This window comes from Limnohabitans sp. 103DPR2 (assembly GCF_001412575.1).
Classification (GTDB): domain Bacteria; phylum Pseudomonadota; class Gammaproteobacteria; order Burkholderiales; family Burkholderiaceae_C; genus Limnohabitans_A.
Genome location: NZ_CP011834.1, coordinates 1,566,888 through 1,584,367, shown reverse-complemented (window position 1 = coordinate 1,584,367; position 17,480 = coordinate 1,566,888). Strand labels below are relative to the sequence as shown.

At 53.8% G+C, this 17,480-nt stretch carries 15 protein-coding genes and 1 other RNA gene; 7 read left to right on the top strand and 9 right to left on the bottom strand.

The genetic code is table 11. The features are described from left to right. Nucleotides 1-40: 40 nt before the first annotated feature. The 4 genes from L103DPR2_RS07715 to moeA are packed head-to-tail and all read left to right on the top strand — an operon-like array spanning nucleotide 41 to nucleotide 3,880. Nucleotides 41-802, top strand: coding sequence for an SDR family oxidoreductase (locus L103DPR2_RS07715; protein ID WP_055360492.1), 762 nt, complete (start codon nucleotides 41-43; stop codon nucleotides 800-802). After that, nucleotides 795-1,958: a GTP 3',8-cyclase MoaA gene (moaA, locus tag L103DPR2_RS07710; RefSeq protein ID WP_055361934.1), complete on the top strand. Its 1,164-nt coding sequence runs from the start codon at nucleotides 795-797 to the stop codon at nucleotides 1,956-1,958. Before L103DPR2_RS07715 ends, moaA begins: the two co-directional genes overlap by 8 nt. Before the next feature lie 27 nt (nucleotides 1,959-1,985). Further along, nucleotides 1,986-2,609: a molybdenum cofactor guanylyltransferase MobA gene (gene mobA, locus L103DPR2_RS07705; protein ID WP_055360491.1), complete on the top strand. Its 624-nt coding sequence runs from the start codon at nucleotides 1,986-1,988 to the stop codon at nucleotides 2,607-2,609. Then, the gene (gene moeA, locus L103DPR2_RS07700) at nucleotides 2,606-3,880 is read left to right on the top strand and encodes a molybdopterin molybdotransferase MoeA (protein WP_055360490.1); all 1,275 of its coding nucleotides are present in this window, start codon (nucleotides 2,606-2,608) and stop codon (nucleotides 3,878-3,880) included. The genes mobA and moeA overlap by 4 nt, the downstream gene beginning before the upstream one ends. A gap of 1 nt (nucleotide 3,881) precedes the next feature. Here moeA and L103DPR2_RS07695 read toward each other — a convergent pair whose 3' ends face one another. The 4 genes from L103DPR2_RS07695 to L103DPR2_RS07680 all read right to left on the bottom strand — a co-directional run bounded on the left by L103DPR2_RS07695 (nucleotide 3,882) and on the right by L103DPR2_RS07680 (nucleotide 9,695). Further along, complete coding sequence (locus L103DPR2_RS07695; RefSeq protein WP_055360489.1) at nucleotides 3,882-6,971, bottom strand: efflux RND transporter permease subunit; 3,090 nt, start codon at nucleotides 6,969-6,971, stop codon at nucleotides 3,882-3,884. Then, nucleotides 6,958-8,307, bottom strand: coding sequence for an efflux RND transporter periplasmic adaptor subunit (locus L103DPR2_RS07690; protein ID WP_055360488.1), 1,350 nt, complete (start codon nucleotides 8,305-8,307; stop codon nucleotides 6,958-6,960). Before L103DPR2_RS07690 ends, L103DPR2_RS07695 begins: the two co-directional genes overlap by 14 nt. A 154-nt stretch (nucleotides 8,308-8,461) precedes the next feature. Continuing rightward, nucleotides 8,462-8,908: a ribonuclease HI gene (gene rnhA / locus L103DPR2_RS07685; protein WP_055361933.1), complete on the bottom strand. Its 447-nt coding sequence runs from the start codon at nucleotides 8,906-8,908 to the stop codon at nucleotides 8,462-8,464. Further along, nucleotides 8,895-9,695: a class I SAM-dependent methyltransferase gene (locus tag L103DPR2_RS07680; protein ID WP_055360487.1), complete on the bottom strand. Its 801-nt coding sequence runs from the start codon at nucleotides 9,693-9,695 to the stop codon at nucleotides 8,895-8,897. The genes rnhA and L103DPR2_RS07680 overlap by 14 nt, the downstream gene beginning before the upstream one ends. Before the next feature lie 28 nt (nucleotides 9,696-9,723). Here L103DPR2_RS07680 and gloB point away from each other — a divergent pair, with 28 nt between their 5' ends. Together gloB and L103DPR2_RS07670 are read left to right on the top strand one after the other, a co-directional pair. Then, entirely contained in the window at nucleotides 9,724-10,497 is a 774-nt protein-coding gene (gene gloB, locus L103DPR2_RS07675; RefSeq protein ID WP_055360486.1) for a hydroxyacylglutathione hydrolase, read from the top strand. After that, nucleotides 10,494-12,026, top strand: a complete 1,533-nt coding sequence (locus tag L103DPR2_RS07670) for a transglycosylase SLT domain-containing protein (protein ID WP_082466758.1) — start codon at nucleotides 10,494-10,496, stop codon at nucleotides 12,024-12,026. Before gloB ends, L103DPR2_RS07670 begins: the two co-directional genes overlap by 4 nt. Before the next feature lie 9 nt (nucleotides 12,027-12,035). Here L103DPR2_RS07670 and L103DPR2_RS07665 read toward each other — a convergent pair whose 3' ends face one another. The 4 genes from L103DPR2_RS07665 to dnaX form a co-directional block, all read right to left on the bottom strand. Continuing rightward, a complete protein-coding gene (locus tag L103DPR2_RS07665; RefSeq protein WP_197274849.1) occupies nucleotides 12,036-13,073 on the bottom strand; it encodes an ABC transporter substrate-binding protein in 1,038 nt (345 codons plus the stop codon). A gap of 126 nt (nucleotides 13,074-13,199) precedes the next feature. Continuing rightward, a complete protein-coding gene (gene recR / locus L103DPR2_RS07660; protein WP_055360484.1) occupies nucleotides 13,200-13,796 on the bottom strand; it encodes a recombination mediator RecR in 597 nt (198 codons plus the stop codon). Between the two features lie 36 nt (nucleotides 13,797-13,832). Continuing rightward, the gene (locus L103DPR2_RS07655) at nucleotides 13,833-14,156 is read right to left on the bottom strand and encodes a YbaB/EbfC family nucleoid-associated protein (protein WP_055360483.1); all 324 of its coding nucleotides are present in this window, start codon (nucleotides 14,154-14,156) and stop codon (nucleotides 13,833-13,835) included. Nucleotides 14,157-14,174: 18 nt separating this feature from the next. Then, nucleotides 14,175-15,932 (bottom strand): DNA polymerase III subunit gamma/tau, encoded by a 1,758-nt coding sequence (gene dnaX / locus L103DPR2_RS07650; RefSeq protein ID WP_055360482.1) that lies wholly within the window; start codon nucleotides 15,930-15,932, stop codon nucleotides 14,175-14,177. 34 nt (nucleotides 15,933-15,966) lie between these two features. Between dnaX and ffs the strand changes: the two genes are divergently transcribed. Then, an RNA gene (ffs, locus tag L103DPR2_RS14215) (signal recognition particle sRNA small type) lies at nucleotides 15,967-16,063 on the top strand. On the opposite strand, the gene L103DPR2_RS07645 is transcribed toward ffs, so the two are convergent. After that, complete coding sequence (locus tag L103DPR2_RS07645) at nucleotides 16,049-17,383, bottom strand: TIGR03862 family flavoprotein (RefSeq protein ID WP_055361932.1); 1,335 nt, start codon at nucleotides 17,381-17,383, stop codon at nucleotides 16,049-16,051. The two genes, ffs and L103DPR2_RS07645, sit on opposite strands and share 15 nt — an antisense overlap. Nucleotides 17,384-17,480: the final 97 nt, after the last annotated feature.

Genomic DNA, 17,480 nt, shown 5'->3' with positions numbered 1-17,480 from the left:
ACGCAGCCTAGGCCTCATTCAAAGAACATCAGGATTTTTCATGAACATCAATCAAAAAGTGGTCATCGTCACAGGCTCAGGTGGTGGCATTGGCGAAGGCATCGCCAAACATTTTGCGGCCCATGGTGCCAAAGTCTTGGTCAATGACATCAACAGCGCAGCCGGCCAAAAAGTGGTGAAAGACATTCAAGCCGCTGGCGGTACCGCGGCATTCTTTGCAGCTGACGTGACGCGCTCAGACGATGTCAAAGCCATGGTGCAAGAAGCGGTCAAGCTTTGGGGGCATTTGGATGTGATGATCAACAACGCAGGATGGACACACCGCAATCGCCCTGCACTTGAAGTCAGTGAAGAAGAATTCGACAAATGCTACGCTGTCAACATGAAGAGCATTTACTTGGCCACGGTTCACGCTGTGCCCGAGTTCCGCAAAAACGGTGGCGGCTCGTTCATCAACATAGCATCGACTGCAGGCATTCGCCCTCGCCCTGGCCTCACTTGGTACAACGGCTCTAAGGGTGCTGTGATTACCACCAGCAAATCTTTGGCATCCGAATTGGGGCCCGACAACATTCGAGTGAATTGCATCAACCCGGTGTTCAATCCCGACACAGGCTTGTCGGCTGAATTTGCAGGCGGGCCTGTTGACGAAGCCAAGCGCGCCAAGTTCATGGCCACCATTCCCTTGGGTCGTTTTTCGACTTCTCTGGACGTGGCCAATGCGGCCCTCTATTTGGCCAGTGATGAAGGCTCGTTCATCAGTGGTGTGTGCATTGAAGTTGACGGCGCACGCTGTGTCTGAACGCGTCATTCCCATCATCACCCAGCCCCTGGGAAATTTGCCTCTCCCTACCTTTGTGGAGGGCGCGCTCGCTTTGTCAGGTGACAGCTTGAAGGATCGCTTGCATCGACCTTTAAGAGACTTGCGCATCAGCGTCACGGACCGTTGTAATTTCAGATGCAGCTACTGCATGCCGAAAGAAATTTTCAACAGCGACTACACCTATTTGCCGCACAGTGCACTTTTGAGTTTCGAAGAGATCACACGCACTGCCCAAAGCTTCATTGCGCTGGGTGTTGAAAAAATCAGGCTAACCGGTGGTGAACCCTTGCTTCGAAAAAACCTGGAAGTCTTGGTTGAACAACTGGCCGCATTGCGCACAGCCTCTGGCAAACCTCTAGACATCACACTGACCACCAACGGCTCGCTGCTGGCGCGCAAAGCCCAAAGCTTGAAAGATGCCGGCTTAAAACGCGTCACCATCAGTTTGGATGGCTTAGACGATGCCATTTTCAAAAGCATGAACGATGTGGACTTTCCTGTCAGCGATGTTTTGGAAGGCATTGCGGCAGCGCAAGCTGCGGGCCTGGGTCCCATCAAAGTGAACATGGTGGTGAAGCGCGGCACCAATGAGCAAGAAATCTTGCCCATGGCTCGCTACTTCAAAGGCACAGGCATTGCACTGCGATTCATTGAGTACATGGACGTCGGCGCAACCAATGGCTGGCGCATGAACGAAGTGATGCCCAGTGCAGACGTTTTGAAAATGCTACAGACCGAGTTCTCCCTCACGCCCTTGGCTCCTTCGCAAATTGGCGAAACAGCCGAGCGCTGGGGGTACCTCAATGCGCAAGGTGAACACGATCCGCTTTTGGGTGAAGTGGGTTTCATCAGCAGTGTGACCCAAGCTTTTTGCAGCGATTGCAACCGCGCACGACTCACCACAGAAGGTCAACTTTATTTGTGTCTGTTTGCCACGCAAGGCTATGACCTGAAATCTTTGGTCCGAGACAACCCAGATCCCAACGCACTGACGCATGCCATTGCGGCCATCTGGTCACAACGCGGCGACAGATACTCTGAGTTGCGTCGAGCAGAAAAAGATTCACCCAACGCTCCAAGCGATCAAGCCAACGCGACGCGTCGCAAAGTCGAGATGAGTTACATCGGGGGTTAATCCCCTGCTTTCAGATTGCCCCATCCCATGAACGATCACAGCATGACCGGTTTAATTTTGGCAGGCGGAAGAGGCGCGCGCATGGGCGGCCTCGACAAGGGCCTGCAAAATTTCAACGGTACACCCCTCGCCTTGCATGCCCTCATGCGATTGCAAATGCAGCACGGTTCGCCACTGTCCGACATCATGATTGTGGCCAATCGAAACCTGTCTGCTTATGAGTCATTAGGCGTGCAAGTTTGGCCCGACAGCACCGATGGTTTTGCGGGTCCTTTGGCTGGATTTCTCACAGGACTTGAGCGTTGCGAAACAGAACTCTTGCTCACCGTCCCCTGCGACAGCCCCTTGTTTCCCTTGGAATTGGCTCACAAATTACACGAGGCCCTGATCCAGCAAAATGCCGACATTGCGATCGCTGCGGCCAAGGAAGAAGACGGCACTGTGCGTCCCCAGCCTGTTTTTTGCTTGATGCGAGTCAGCCTCTTAGAAAGCTTGGTGAAGTTCATGCAAGCCGGCGGCAGAAAGATCGATGCCTGGACAGCACAACACACCTGCGCAGTGGTGCCGTTTGACACCCCCGACATCGATCCTCGCGCTTTTTTCAATGCCAACACGCTAGAAGAATTGCACCGCCTCGAAAAAACACCATGACCCAAAGCAAGTCACTGGCCGACATCGCCGCCAATCTTCAGGGCTATGACCCGCAAGCTTTGCCTGCGCATGAAGTTCTGAATTTTTTAAATCAACTGGTGACGCCCATCTCAGAGGTGGAAGACGTTCCTATTTTTGAAGCCTTGAATCGCGTCATCGCCAAAGATGTCATCAGTCCGATCGATGTGCCGCCTCATGACAATTCAGCGATGGATGGTTTTGCATTCAAAGGGGATGCGCTGCAAGCCAATCAAGCACTGAACTTGAAAGTCGTTGGGACTGCCATGGCAGGCAAGGCTTGGCAAGGGACAGTTCAAGCGGGTGAATGCGTCAAGATCATGACCGGCGCCATCATGCCCGAAGGCCTCGACACTGTCGTGCCACAAGAATTGTGCAGCGTGGCCACTGACAGCATCAGCATTCCGGCAGGCATTGTGCGGGCCGGAGACAATCGCCGCTTGTGTGGCGAAGATCTGAAAAAGAACTTTCCGGCTTTGACCAAAGGCACCAGGGTCACACCGGCCGCTGTGGGCCTGCTGGCCAGCTTGGGGCAACCCACGGCACCCGTGGTTCGTCGCTTGAAGGTGGCCTATTTCTCTACGGGCGACGAGATCCTGAGCCTAGGCGAAGCGCCACGCGAAGGCGCGGTGTACGACAGCAACCGCTACACCGTTTTTGGCATGCTGCAGGACTTGGGCTGCGAGATGATCGACTTGGGCGTTGTGCGCGACGACCCCGTGCGCTTGGAACAAGCTTTCACTCAAGCAGCACAGTCGGCCGATGCCGTGATCACCAGCGGCGGCGTCAGCGTTGGAGAAGCCGATTTCACCAAAGCCATGATGAAGAAATTAGGCGACGTTGTCTTTTGGAAAATTGCCATGCGCCCCGGCCGGCCCATGGCTGTGGGTCGTTTGACGCAAGGCAATCACTCGGCCGTGTTGTTCGGATTGCCAGGCAACCCCGTTGCCGTGATGGTGACCTTCTTGGCTTTTGTGAAACCTGCGCTGCTGCAAATGATGGGCGTGACCTCTGCACCCCCACCTTTGGTTCGCGCTAAAACACAAGAGGTTTTAAGAAAAAAACCAGGACGCACAGAATATCAACGGGGTACGGCAACACGCAATGCCCAAGGTGATTTAGAAGTTGTCACCACTGGCAACCAAGGCTCTGGTGTATTGAGCTCAATGGTACAAGCCAACTGCTTGATTGTGTTGTCACATGCCCAGTCCACCGCGCAAATTGGGGACTGGGTTGATGTGTTGATGCTTTGAATTAAGGATGTGCGTGGCCGGCCTCGGAGGGGGAATCCACCACATCTTTTTTGTTAGGACCCGGCACTGATTTGCGGGCAAACAAGCTGTACATGGTGGGCACCACAAAGACCGTCAGCAAGGTGCCGAAGGTCATACCGCCCACAATCACCCAACCGATTTGAATGCGACTTTCAGCGCCAGCACCTTTGGCCAGCGCCAAGGGCAACGCACCCAAGACCATGGCGCCCGTTGTCATCAAAATTGGACGCAAGCGTTGACCTGCGGCCTTCACAATGGCATCAAATGTGTCGACACCCTGCTCGCGCAATTGATTGGTAAATTCCACAATCAAGATACCGTGCTTGGTAATCAAGCCGACCAAGGTGATCAAGCCAATCTGAGAATACACATTGAGAGTGCCACCCGTCATTTTGAGCGTGATGAGCGCGCCGAACATCGAGAGCGGCACCGACAACATGATCACGAACGGGTCGATGAAACTTTCGAACTGCGCCGCCAGCACCAAGAAAATAAAGAACAGCGCCAGCACAAACACAATCACCAACGCACCTTGGGAGCTGCGGAATTCACGTGAGGTGCCATTCAACTCTGTGGTGTAGCCAGTCTTCAATATACCCGCCGCTGTGGCGTCCAAAAACTTCAAGGCATCGCCCAAGGCATAGTCAGGCGCTAAATTGGAGGTGATGGATACAGAACGGCGTTGACCAAAGTGGTTTAGCTCGCGCGGCGATACGCTTTCTCGCACTTTCACCAAGGCAGACAAGGGAATGACGGCATCATTGCGTCCGCGGACATAAATGTTGTCGATGTCATCTGGCGCATTGCGGCCACTGGCTTGGGTTTGCACAATCACATCGTATTGCTCTGCATCACGCTTGTAACGCGTCACAGTACGACCGCCTAACATGGTTTCAATGGCACGCGCCACCACATCCACACTGACACCCAATTCTGTGGCTTTGACACGGTCGACATCAATGCGAAGCTCTGGTTTGTTCAAACGTAAATCCACGTCAGGGGCAATGAAGCCTGGATTTTTGGCAATCGCATCCAACATTTGGCGAGTGACGGCGTTCAGATTTTGATAACTGTCTGACGTTTGAATCACAAAGTTGACAGGACGCTCGCGGAAGCCCTGCCCCAAAGAAGGCGGTGTGATGGGGAAGGCGTTGATGCCTGCAATGCCATTGAACTTGCCTTGCATTTCACGGGCAATTTCAAGCGTTGTGCGTTTGCGTTCATCCCAATCGACAGCGCGGTAAATGACGCTGCCCTGAGCCACCGTTGGATTGCCCAAGTTGGCAAAAATACGATCGAACTCTGGATAGGCGCTGCCAATTTTCTCGAGCGACTTGGCATATTTGTCTGTGTAATCCAGCGTCGAGCCATCGGGGGCTGTGACCGTGGCCAAAATGGTGCCGCGATCTTCCAAAGGTGACAGTTCTTGCTTCATGGTGGGGTACACCAACACAATGCCAACACCGCACGATGCCATCACCAAGACCACCAACCAACGTGCTTTTTTCAACACCAATGTGAGCAAATTTTCGTAGCCGTTTGACAAACCTGTCAGGATTTTCTCCATGAACACGTCAAAGCGGTTGGGATTGGGGTTGTGGCGCAAGAGCAAAGAACTCATCATGGGCGACAAGGTTAGCGCCACAAAGCCGGAGACCAACACAGCGCCCGCCAAGGCCAAGGCAAATTCACTGAACAACTTACCTGTGCGGCCTGGTGTGAAAGCCAAGGGGGCAAACACCGCAGCCAAGGTCAGTGACATGGCCACAATGGCGAAGCCAATTTCTTTGGCACCTTTGATCGCTGCCGAGAAGGGGTCCAAACCTTCTTCAATGTGCCGGAAAATATTCTCCAACATCACAATGGCATCGTCCACCACCAAGCCAATGGCCAGCACCAAGGCCAACAAGGTCAGGGTGTTGATGGTGAAGCCTGCCAAGGCCATCATGGCAAAGGTACCAATCAAACTGACTGGGATGGTGATGATGGGTATGATGGACGCACGGAATGTTCGCAAAAATACAAAAATCACCAGGGCCACCAAAATGACCGCTTCCAAAATGGTTTGGAACACGCTCTTGATCGACTTGTCGATGAACACCGAGTTGTCATTGGCCACATCGATGGTCACATCGCCTGGCAAATCTTGTTGCAAGCGCGGCATCATGTCGCGCACACCTTTGGACAACTCTAAAGGATTGGCCGTTGCCTGACGAATCACGCCAGCTGAAATAGAGGCCTTGCCATTCAAACGCACACGGCTGCGATCGTCTGCCGCGCCCTCTTCCACTTTGGCCACATCGCGAATTTTGATTGGAAAGCCATTGATGTTGCGAATGGTGATGTCACCAAATTGACCGGCCTTGATCAAATCGGTTTGTGACGTGACACTGAACTCACGCTGCTGAGATTCAATCCGTCCAGCAGGTAACTCCAAATTGCTACGGCGAATAGCGTCTTCCACATCTTGCGGTGTTAAGCGATAGGCCGCCAAGCGTTCGGCATCAAGCCAAACACGCATGGCGTATTTGCGTTCACCATAAATGCGAACGTCGGCCACACCTGTGACCGTTTGCAATCGCGGCTTGACCACTCGGTTGATCAAGTCATTGATTTGCAGGGGTGACAGGGTGTCACTAGAAAACGCCAACCAAATGACCGGGAAAGCATCCGCCTCCACTTTGGCAATGACAGGCTCTTCAATGGCTTGAGGCAATCGGCCGCGAATGCGCGACGTCCGGTCGCGCACTTCCGCTGCTGCCGTGTCAGCGTCTTTCTCTAAACGAAAGCGAACCGTGATTTGCGATTGGTCTGCACGGCTGATGGACGTGATCACATCAACCGCATCGATGCCCGCAATGGAGTCTTCCAATGGCTTGGTCACTTGCGATTCAATCACCTCGGCTGAAGCACCAGGGTACTTCACACTGACGGTGACAGTGGGCTCGTCAATTTTTGGATATTCACGCAGAGACAGACGATTGAAACTGACCGCGCCAATCAACAGAATCAGCAGCGACAAAACGGTCGCAAAGACCGGTCTGCGAATAGAGGTTTCAGCGAGTTGCATTCAGACCTCTTAAGCATGGGTTTTCACCGGTCACGGGAGGCATCTTGCCTTTGCCGGCTTCTTTGGCTGGCGCTGCATCAGGCGACTTGCCCCCCCCTGCGGCAGGACCTGCAGATGCAGCACCGCCTGCACCTGGCGCGCCATTGGCACCCGCTGCACCACCCGCTGCACCACCTGCTGCACCACCCGCTTGTCCTTTGGACATGTCCACAACTCGGACCAATGTGCCGTCTTTTTGCAAACGCTGCTGTCCGGCAACCACAACGGTGTCACCCAATGCCAAGCCTTCCAGAATTTCCACTTTGCCAGGTTGGCGCAAGCCAATCTTGACCGTGACACGCTCTGAAATCAGCTCATCTTTATTGGCGCCAGGTACGACCTTCACCACCGTGGCACGACCACCTTGAGGCACGATGGCCTCTTCTGGCAAGACCAAAGCTTCTGCACGTTCGCCGAAAACCGCATTGACGCGCGCAAACATACCAGGACGCAACTGCATCTGGCGGTTGTCAATGCAACCGCGAATGCCCACTGAACGTCCATTCGCATCGATCAAAGGATCAATGGCTTGAATGATGGCGGTGAATTTACGGCCAGGCAAAGCATCAAAGCTGACTTGGGCTTTTTGACCCGGTTTGACTTTGGTTTGAAAGCGTTCAGCCAAACGGAAGTCGAGCAACACCGCATCGATGTCTTCCACGTTGACCATGTCAGCGCCATCTTTCAAATAGTCGCCCACGTTGATTTGACGCAAACCTGCCACGCCATCAAACGGAGCGAGGATTTTCAAACGCTGAAGCGTGGCTTGAGCCAAGGCCAATTTGGCTTGGGCCACTTGCAATGCGGCTTCGCTTTCGTCCAAGGAACGCTTGCTGATGAAATTCTGAGACACCAACTCTTGGTTGCGCTTGTGATTGGCCTGTGCAATGGACAATTCGGCCTTGGCCTGCATCACTTGTGCTGCAGGCAATTGGTCATCAAACTGCACCAAGACTTGGCCCTTTTTGACACGCTGACCATCTTTGAACAAAACTTGGCTGACGCGTCCACCCACTTCAGGGCGCAAAACAACGCCTTGGTTCGAACGCAGACTGCCCACAGATTGAGTCTCGTCCACAATTTTGGCTTGCTCGACTTTGGCAACTTCCACGGCTGTGGGTTTTGCGGGTCCCCCCGGTGCACCGCCACCGGCAGCATTGGGCGCTGAAGGATTGGAAGCAACTGCGGCTGTTTCAGCAGCAGGGGCGTTCGGTTTATTTTGCAGCCACCAGGCAGCACCAGAAGCGGCTGCGACGCCGACCAAAGCAATCGCGAGATATGGTTTTTTGAAAGACATCAAAGTTTCCGAACAAGACCCAAAACAGTTCTGAAATGTAACAGTTGTTGGGGGGTCTTGGCATCGGAAAAAACCTCCAGTGCACCTTGGCCAAACTGTCCTTTACTTTGGCTTTACAACAAGGCGAATGCTTGAAAGCCTTGAAAGCACAAATTCAGCGACCTAAGGCTTGCTCAACGCCCAGGTTGGCCAGTGCATCGGCGCGCTCATTACCGGGGTCACCTGCGTGACCCTTGACCCAGCGCCATTCAATTTGATGTCCCGAATTGATCACTAAAGCGTCCAATTTCTGCCATAGATCGGCATTTTTTACAGGCTGCTTGGCGGCGGTTCGCCAGCCTTTGGCCTTCCAACCGTGAATCCATTCGGTGATGCCTTTGCGCACGTACTCGCTGTCTAAATAGAGGGTGACCTTGCAAGGTCGCTTCAAGGCCATGAAGGCCTCGATGACAGCCGTCAGCTCCATGCGGTTGTTGGTGGTGTCCAGCTCTCCCCCAAAAATTTCCCGGACATTCTCACCCGAGCGCATCAAAGCGCCCCACCCGCCAGGCCCAGGGTTGCCCTTGCAAGCACCGTCGGTGTGTATTTCAACGTGGTTCACATTCATTCTTTCTTTGAAGGCCGTTCGGCTCATTGGACATCGTCTGTCTTTGGGCGATGCCCACGGCCGCTTTGGCTTGAGGGCGACGTTTTTTCCAGGTGGCGCCCACGATGCGACCACCGTGAACTTTTTTCACGGCAACCAGCACGTAAGCCCCACCCAATATGGGCCACCACTGCGCTCCCAAACGGTCCATCCAAGACCATCGCTGCAGCCATTTGGCCTTGTCCATGGCGGGACGCCAACAGCCAAAGCGACTCAGTTTCACTTCAAAGCCCAACAATCGCAACCAATCTTTGAGTCGCCAATAAGCAATCATTTCGTCGCAAGGGGGGGCGCTGAGGCCTCGATACCCCCACTTCTGATACCACTGCGATCGTTTGTGACGCCAGCCCCAAAGGCTGGTGGGATTCAAGCCGGTAATGACCAAATGGCCCTCTGGCATCAAAACACGATGCGCTTCTCGCAGGCTGGCATGTGCATCCAGACTGAGCTCCAAACTGTGCGGCATGACCAACAAATCCAAACTGTCTGCTTGAAATGGCAAGGCCACACTGTGCGCTGCAAAATTCAAGGTTTGGCTGGGCAACACTGAATCGGGCTCTGGTGAAGCCAGCCACTGGTGTGGCATGCGATTGGTGCGCAAGCCCTCCAACTCGGGCATGCCCAATTGCAGTGCATGGTAGCCAAAGATGTCGGCCACCACCTCATCGATTTGGGCTTGCTCCCAATCGAGTAAGTAGGCACCTGCGGGCGAACTCAACCAATCACGCCAAGCTTGCGTCATTGAGCTGCTTTCTATAATAGGATGAGTCATGAACCTGATTCCACTGCCCGCATTCTCTGATAACTACATTTGGTTGATCCAGCACCAAGGCCGCGCTTTGGTGGTTGATCCTGGCCAGGCCGAGCCTGTGACACGCTGGCTCGCTGAGAACCAACACCAACTTGATTGCATTTTAGTCACGCATCACCATGGCGATCACACCGGCGGCGTCGCCAGCTTGCAACAGCAATGGGGCGCCAAGGTTTACGGCCCCGCAAACGAATCTTTGCCTTTTGAATATCAGCCTTTGAAACAAGGCGATGCTGTCAATTGGGGTGGCTTGGTTTTTCAAACCCTGGATGTACCAGGTCACACGGCAGGTCACATCGCCTATTGGTCACAGCCCAGCGCACAAGAACCCATTTTGTTCTGCGGCGACACTTTGTTTTCGGGTGGTTGCGGCCGAATTTTTGAAGGCACGCCCGCACAAATGCTCAAGGCCATGGACACATTGGCCACCCTGCCTGGCAACACCCGCGTTTGCTGTGCCCACGAATACACCCTGAGCAATTTGAAATTTGCGATGGCCGTCGAGCCTGACAATCTGGCGCTCCAAGCCTATGTGCAACAGTGTCAGAAGTTGCGGTCAGAGAACTTGCCAACCCTTCCTGCACAACTGGCCACTGAGCTGCAGATCAATCCCTTTTTGCGAAGTCGCCAAAGCACTGTCATTCAAGCAGTCAAGGCTTTTGCTCCTCAAACAGCCCACCAAGACGTCGAAATTTTCGCCAACTTGCGTTCTTGGAAAAACGATTTCAAATGACAACTCACTTTTTGCGTGCTTTGATTCAAAGCTTGGCATTTGCATGCTTCAGTTTGATCCTGGTCGGTTGTGCGAACTTAGATAAAGCATCCGATGTCAAGGCGGCTGCCACCGAAACTAGCCCTGAAACATCGCTGCCTGTACAACCCACTTCAGCTGCAAAGCCTGTCAAGGCCAAACAAAAAATAGAAGTCAGCTCGGAACCCCCGGCCGACATTTGGGTGCGCATTCGCCAAGGCTTTGCCATGCCAGATCTGGAAAATGATTTGGTCAAAGACCGTGAAGAATGGTACGCCGCAAGACCCGATTACATGCTGCGCATGACAGAGCGCTCACGCAAATACCTGTTTCACATTGTTGAAGAATTAGAGCGGCGCAACATGCCGACTGAATTGGCCTTGCTGCCTTTCATTGAGTCTGCGTTCAACCCTGAAGCCGTGTCGTCCGCCAAAGCGGCAGGCATGTGGCAATTCATGCCCGCCACAGGCAAATACTTTGACTTGAAACAGAACATCTTCCGTGATGAACGCCGCGGTGTGGTCGAGTCCACCCGGGCTGCCTTGGACTACTTGCAAAAGTTGTACGGCATGTTTGGCGATTGGCATTTGGCACTGGCCGCCTACAACTGGGGTGAAGGTAGCGTTAGCCGTGCATTGGCCAAAAACAAAGCCGCCGGTTTGGGTCTGACCTATTCTGACTTGAACATGCCCACCGAGACACGTTATTACGTGCCCAAGTTGCAAGCCGTCAAGAACATCATCGCGCAACCTCAAAGTTTCAACGCCCGCTTGCCCCTGATTCAAAATCACCCCTACTTTCGATCTGTCAGCATCACGCGTGACATTGATGTGAAACTGGCGGCCAATTTTGCAGGCATCAGTTTGGATGACTTCAAAGCGCTCAATCCGTCGATGAGCAGACCCGTGATCTTGGCTGCAGGCACACCCGAAATCTTGTTGCCTTGGGACAATGCCGACAAATTTCTACGTCGCCTTGAAGAGCATGCTAACAAGCCCCTTGCCAGTTGGACAGCCTGGTCGGTCCCCAAGACCATGAAGATTGCGGAAGTCGGTAAGTTGGTCAACATGTCCGAATCAGAGTTGAGAAGCATCAACCCCATTCCCAATGGCATGCAAGTCAAGCAAGGTTCCACCTTGCTGGTGGCACGACAAGGCAACTTGGACAATGACGTCACAGAGCATTTGGCAGACAACGCGCAAATTTCATTTGCACCCGAAGTGGTCTTGCGCCGCATCATGGTGACCGCATTGAAAGGCGACACCTTGGCCACCTTGGCTGCACGGCACGATGTGACACCCGCCAACATTGCGGCATGGAATAAATTGAAGATGCCTGTCGCACTGAAGCCAGGTCAATCGATTGCCATTTTGGTGCCCACCACGGCCAGTTCTAAAGGCAGCAAAACAGCCAGTAAAAAATCCAGCATCAACACCGGCGTGAAGTCTGCGCCAAATCAGAGCAAGGGCTCGAAGGCCAAGTCCAAAGCGCCCGTCAAGGGCAAAAAATAAGCAGCCGAATCAATTGCCAATTTTGCGCTTGGCCACTTGCGCAAATTGATTGGTAAAGCTTCGCTCTAGTGCCGACAGTGGACCTGCTTCTTGCGCCATGCGCAAGGCTCGCATGCGCCATGCAGTTTGAACAGCGTCTGTGCCAAACAGTCCGTCCAAGCTGTAGCTTTCACGCAGTTTTTCAAGGGCACCTAAATACAGCGCACGATCCCCCATCCAATGGTGGGAAGGCACTGTTTTCAAAATATCTGTAGGGCCTGCTGTTTTAAGCCATTTCAAGGCCCTCACCACGCCAAGCGACAAAGCTTGCGCGAGATCTGCGCGCTTTTGGAGAAACTCAACTTTTCCAAATAAACATGCGGAGGCCAAAGGTCCCCCAAACATTCGCTGCGAGCTGGACAATGTGCGTGTATCAGCCATCAATCGCAACTCGTTTTTTTGTTCCAAATAATGAAGAACAGGATCGACATGGCACAAAGCATCAACGGTGCCTGCGCGCATGGCTTCCATCACATTGCCTGTGCCAGCGCCCAGTGCCACAAACTGCACGGCGTCAGTCGACAGTCCCACCTGCTTGATCCAATGCTGCGCCACCCAATGCGTTGCCGAGCCCAAAGAAGAGATGCCCAGTTTCAATGATTTGAGTTCATTCACATGCTTCATGCCAATTGCACGCCGACTGGCCAAACCGACACTGATTTGGGGCGCCCTGGATTGCAAGACAAACGCACGCCACGACAAGCCTGATGTTTGCAAGTCGAGGACGTGTTCAAAGGCACCCGCAACCACATCTGCTTGCCCCGCCAAGGCCGCTTGAACCGCTTCAATGCCAGACTCACATTCGAGCCAATCAATTTGCAGGCCTTCGTGTTTCAAATAGCCCAATTGTTCGGCCAAGACCAGTGGCAAATGGTAAAGGCTGTTGTGGGCCGCCAAGGCGATGCTGACTCGCTGCGGCGAAGTTGAGGCACGCAGAACGCCATGCGAACTGAGCAACGTGGCCGCAGCCAACGCTGAAAAGTTGCGACGCCCTTGCCTGACAAACACCACAATACCTCTTGATAAGTTCCCATGAAAGATGGGTTCAGCATACAAAGGTATCGGTGTTTGCGCATTGGGAGACTTCCCAAGCGGGTAAGTACGTAATGAAGAACGCTAACTGCCGGCGCAGAACTACCGGCGGTCGACCAACGCATGGGCAATGGTGCCCAGGTCAACGTATTCCAGCTCGCTGCCAGCAGGCACGCCTCTGGCCAAACGCGTGACGCGCAGGCCACGTTTTTTGAGCATTTCGGCAATGACATGGGCTGTGGCTTCACCTTCGCCTGTGAAGTTGGTGGCCAAGATCACCTCCTGCACCAAACCATCGCTACAGCGCTCTGACAATTTGGCAAAGCCCAGATCGTTGGGGCCGACACCGTCGAGTGGACTGAGTTTGCCCATCAACACAAAATACAAACCTCTGAAGGTGGAAGTTCTCTCAATGGCAGCTTGATCGGCTGGTGTTTCAACCACGCACAATTGTGAGCGGTCGCGATCAGGATCACTGCACATCGCGCAAATTTCAGACTCCGTGAGGGTATGACACGTGGCGCAATGCCGCACATGGTCACAGGCATGCGTCAGTGCCTTGGCCAACAACAATGCACCACCCCGCTCATGCTGCATCAAATGAAAAGCCATGCGTGAAGCCGACTTGGCACCCACGCCCGGCAAGACGCGCAATGCCTGGATCAGCGCGTCCAACGCATGAGCTGTGGGTTTCTGCATGAGGATGAAAGGGGGTGAAACTTGATTGCGTTTGATTTAGAAAGGCAACTTCATGCCGGGAGGCAAACCGGCCGTTAACTTGCCCATCTTTTGTTGCGAAACTTCTTCGGCTTGGCGCACGGCATCATTGAACGCTGCGGCGACCAAATCTTCCAGCATGTCTTTGTCATCGGCCAGCAAGCTGGGATCGATGGTGATGCGCTTGACAGCATGCTTGCAAGTCATCAAAACTTTCACCAAACCACTGCCGGCTGAGCCTTCAACTTCAACGAATGCCAGTTCGTCTTGTGCTTTTTTGAGGTTGTCCTGCATGGCTTGTGCCTGCTTCATCAAACCTGCAAGTTGTCCTTTGTTGAACATGTTTTTCCTTCAATGAATTTAAGAAATCAGCTTGATGCTGCCCGGCACAATTTTGGCGCCAAAATCTTGCACCATGGCTTGCACCAAGGGGTCGGCGTGAATCAAATCTTCTGCCGCTTTTTGTTTCTCAGCCAATGCCGCCGCATTTCTTTGCGCCGGCGAATCGGATACTTTACCAATTTCGACCACCAACTTGACCGAATGCCCTGCAGCGTGCAGTGCCGCTTGCAAACGCTCACGCGCCACGCCTTGGTTCAGTGATTCGCTTTCAATGCGCAAATGCCACTGATCGGTGTCACGCGCAATCAATTGTGATTGCAAGGCCAGCTCGCGCACCAAGGCCGTGATGGCCTCAGCACTGATGAGATGGCGCACAGTTTCCGTCCAAAAATGACCTTCTTCTGTCAGCACCAAAGGTTTGGGCGCTAATTTTTCCGTGGGTTCAGAGGCTTGCCGCACAGGCAAGTTTTGAACGCGAAGCGGTACTGTGGGTGGAGCTTGCACAGGTTCAGCGAATTCATCTGGGGCTTCATGAACAACTGTGGGTTCAGTTTTTGGCGGCGCAGCGACGGCTTGCTGCAAGGGCGGGCTTTGAACTGCTTCAGTGCGCGTGATTGGGGCTGTTGTTAGAGTTTTTTTTTGAGCCGTTGGCGCGCTGCCTGAAGAATCGCTTGGCTTGGGCTTAAAGGCCAACAAGCGCAGCAACACCATGGTCAAAGCCGCATACTCATCGGGTGCCAAGCCAAGTTCTGCACGGCCGTGCAAGCACAAGCTGTAAAGCAATTGCGTTTCATCCGCAGGCATGGCCTGTGACAAGCGCACCAGTTCTAGATGGTCCGGCTCATTGGACGCCGATGCAGCTTGCGGCACAGCCTGCAAGACCGCCATGCGCTGCAAAGCCACTGACATGTCTTCGAGCGCAGAGGCAGCCGACAAACCATTGAGTCGCAATGTTTCAGAGATGCGAACCACTTCGGCGCCATCCCCGCGGGCCAACGCGTCAATCAGTCCCATCACGTGGCTTTGATCAACACTGCCCAACATCAATCGAACAGTGGCCTCTTGCAATTGACCGCTGCCAAAGGCAATGGCTTGGTCGGTCAAGCTCAGCGCGTCGCGCATCGAACCGCGCGCTGCTCGTGCCAGCAGTTTCAGCGCCATGGGATCGGCAGGTAATTTTTCTTGATCTAAGACGCGCGTCAGGTGCTCAAAAACTGTTTCAGGCGCCATGGGGCGCAAGTTGAACTGAAGGCAACGCGAGAGCACCGTGACAGGCACTTTTTGGGGATCGGTGGTGGCCAATACAAACTTCAAATACTCGGGCGGCTCTTCCAAGGTTTTCAACATGGCATTGAAGGCCGTGTTGGTCAACATGTGAACCTCGTCAATCATGAAGACTTTGAAGCGCCCTTGAACGGGTTTGTAAACGGCTTGCTCCAGCAAGCTTTGAACCTCGTCAACACCTCGGTTGGAAGCTGCATCGAGTTCGGTGTAATCGACAAATCGACCCGAATCAATGTCCTGGCAAGCCTGGCAGACGCCGCAAGGCTCTGCCGTGATCCCGCCTTGTCCGTCTGCGCCTTGGCAGTTCAGTGACTTGGCCAAGATGCGTGAAACAGTGGTCTTGCCCACACCCCGTGTCCCTGTGAACAAATAGGCATGGTGCAACCTTTGTTGCACCAAAGCATTCGTGAGGGCCTGCACCACGTGCTCTTGCCCCACCATTTCGGTGAAGTTGCGAGGACGGTATTTTCGTGCCAGAACAAGATAAGACATGTGCTGATTCTATCGGTGTCTTACAATAGACCCCGACGGGCCTTCCCGCATGGTTAAGCGGCCAACCGAGTCAGGTGGGGAACCAAGCAGCTCTAACTGCGGCGCCAGTGCCGGGGTCAAGGCTCGTCACCTTTCATTTTTTGGTGCAGTGCCTTCGCGGCCCATGCCCCAGTGGCCATACTGGCTGTGAGCAAATACCCCCCCGTTGGGGCCTCCCAATCGAGCATCTCCCCTGCACAAAACACACCTGGCAAGGCTTTGAACTCCAAGCTTGGCAGCAAGCCTTCCCAGGTCACGCCCCCTGCCGTGCTGATGGCTTCGTCCATGGGCCGAGTGGCCGTCAATTGAATGGAAAGACCCTTGATCGCTTGCGCCAATCGAATTGGATCGTGAAGGTCTTCGGGTGAAAGCAATTCGTTCAACAAACCCATTTTGACGCCCTCAATGCCCAGACGGCTTTTAAGGTGCGACGACAAACTGCGTGTGCCGCGGGGGTGCATGACCTCCTTTTGCACCTGGTCCAAAGTACGGTCAGGCAACATGTCCAATTGAGCCTCCGCCACACCCTTTTGATTGATTTGCTCACGCAAATCTGCCGACGCGGTATAGACCAAGCTGCCCTCGACGCCATAGGCTGTGGCCACAAACTCTCCTTGTCGCTTGAGCACTTGACCTTGTGGCGTTTGCCACGAAAGGGTGACCGATTTCAAGGGATGTCCTGCAAAACGCTGTTCAAAAAATGGCGTCCAACCTGAGCCTGATCTGCCCCTGACATGAAAACCACAATTTGAAGGCTGTAGTGGCTTGACAGGCACGCCCATGGCTTGGAGCCAGGGCACCCAAGCGCCGTCAGAGCCCAAACGTGCCCAACTGCCACCGCCTAAAGCCAAGATGACCGATTTGGCATGAACCTCTTTGGTTTGCGCGACTTCACTCGACAGATTTTGAACTTGGAACGTCAACTGGACTTGCGCGTGGCCTGAGACATTCAGTGCTTGAATGCATTGGAGACGATGACGCATGTGAAATTCAACGGGCAAGCCCGTGGCTGGATGACGCAAACGATGCAGCCACGACCTCAGCAAAGGGGCTGCCTTCATTTCTGTTGGAAAGACCCGCCCCGATGTGCCCACAAAGGTGTCGATGCCCAAGCTTTGAGCCCAATTGCGAAGTTCTGGTGCACCCCAGGCTTGGATAAAAGGCGTCAATTGCTGCTGATGTTGGCCGTACCGCGTCAAGAATTGCAAAGCGGGTTCAGCATGCGTCAAGTTCAGACCGCCCCGCCCCGCCAGCAAGAATTTGCGGCCAACGGAAGGCATGGCATCAAAGAGGTGAACCGCGTGCCCCCAACTTGAGAGCAACTCAGCCGCCATCAAGCCCGCAGGCCCGCCGCCGACGATGGCCACGTCGACGTTTTGGGAAGGCTGTGCATCAGCTCGGATGGAATTCATAGGAAAACGATGATCAAACAATGGAAAAGATGGCCCCATGCCTTAGCGGCTTATGGGTTTCTGTCAAAATACAAGCAGTTTACAAAGGCACGTTCGT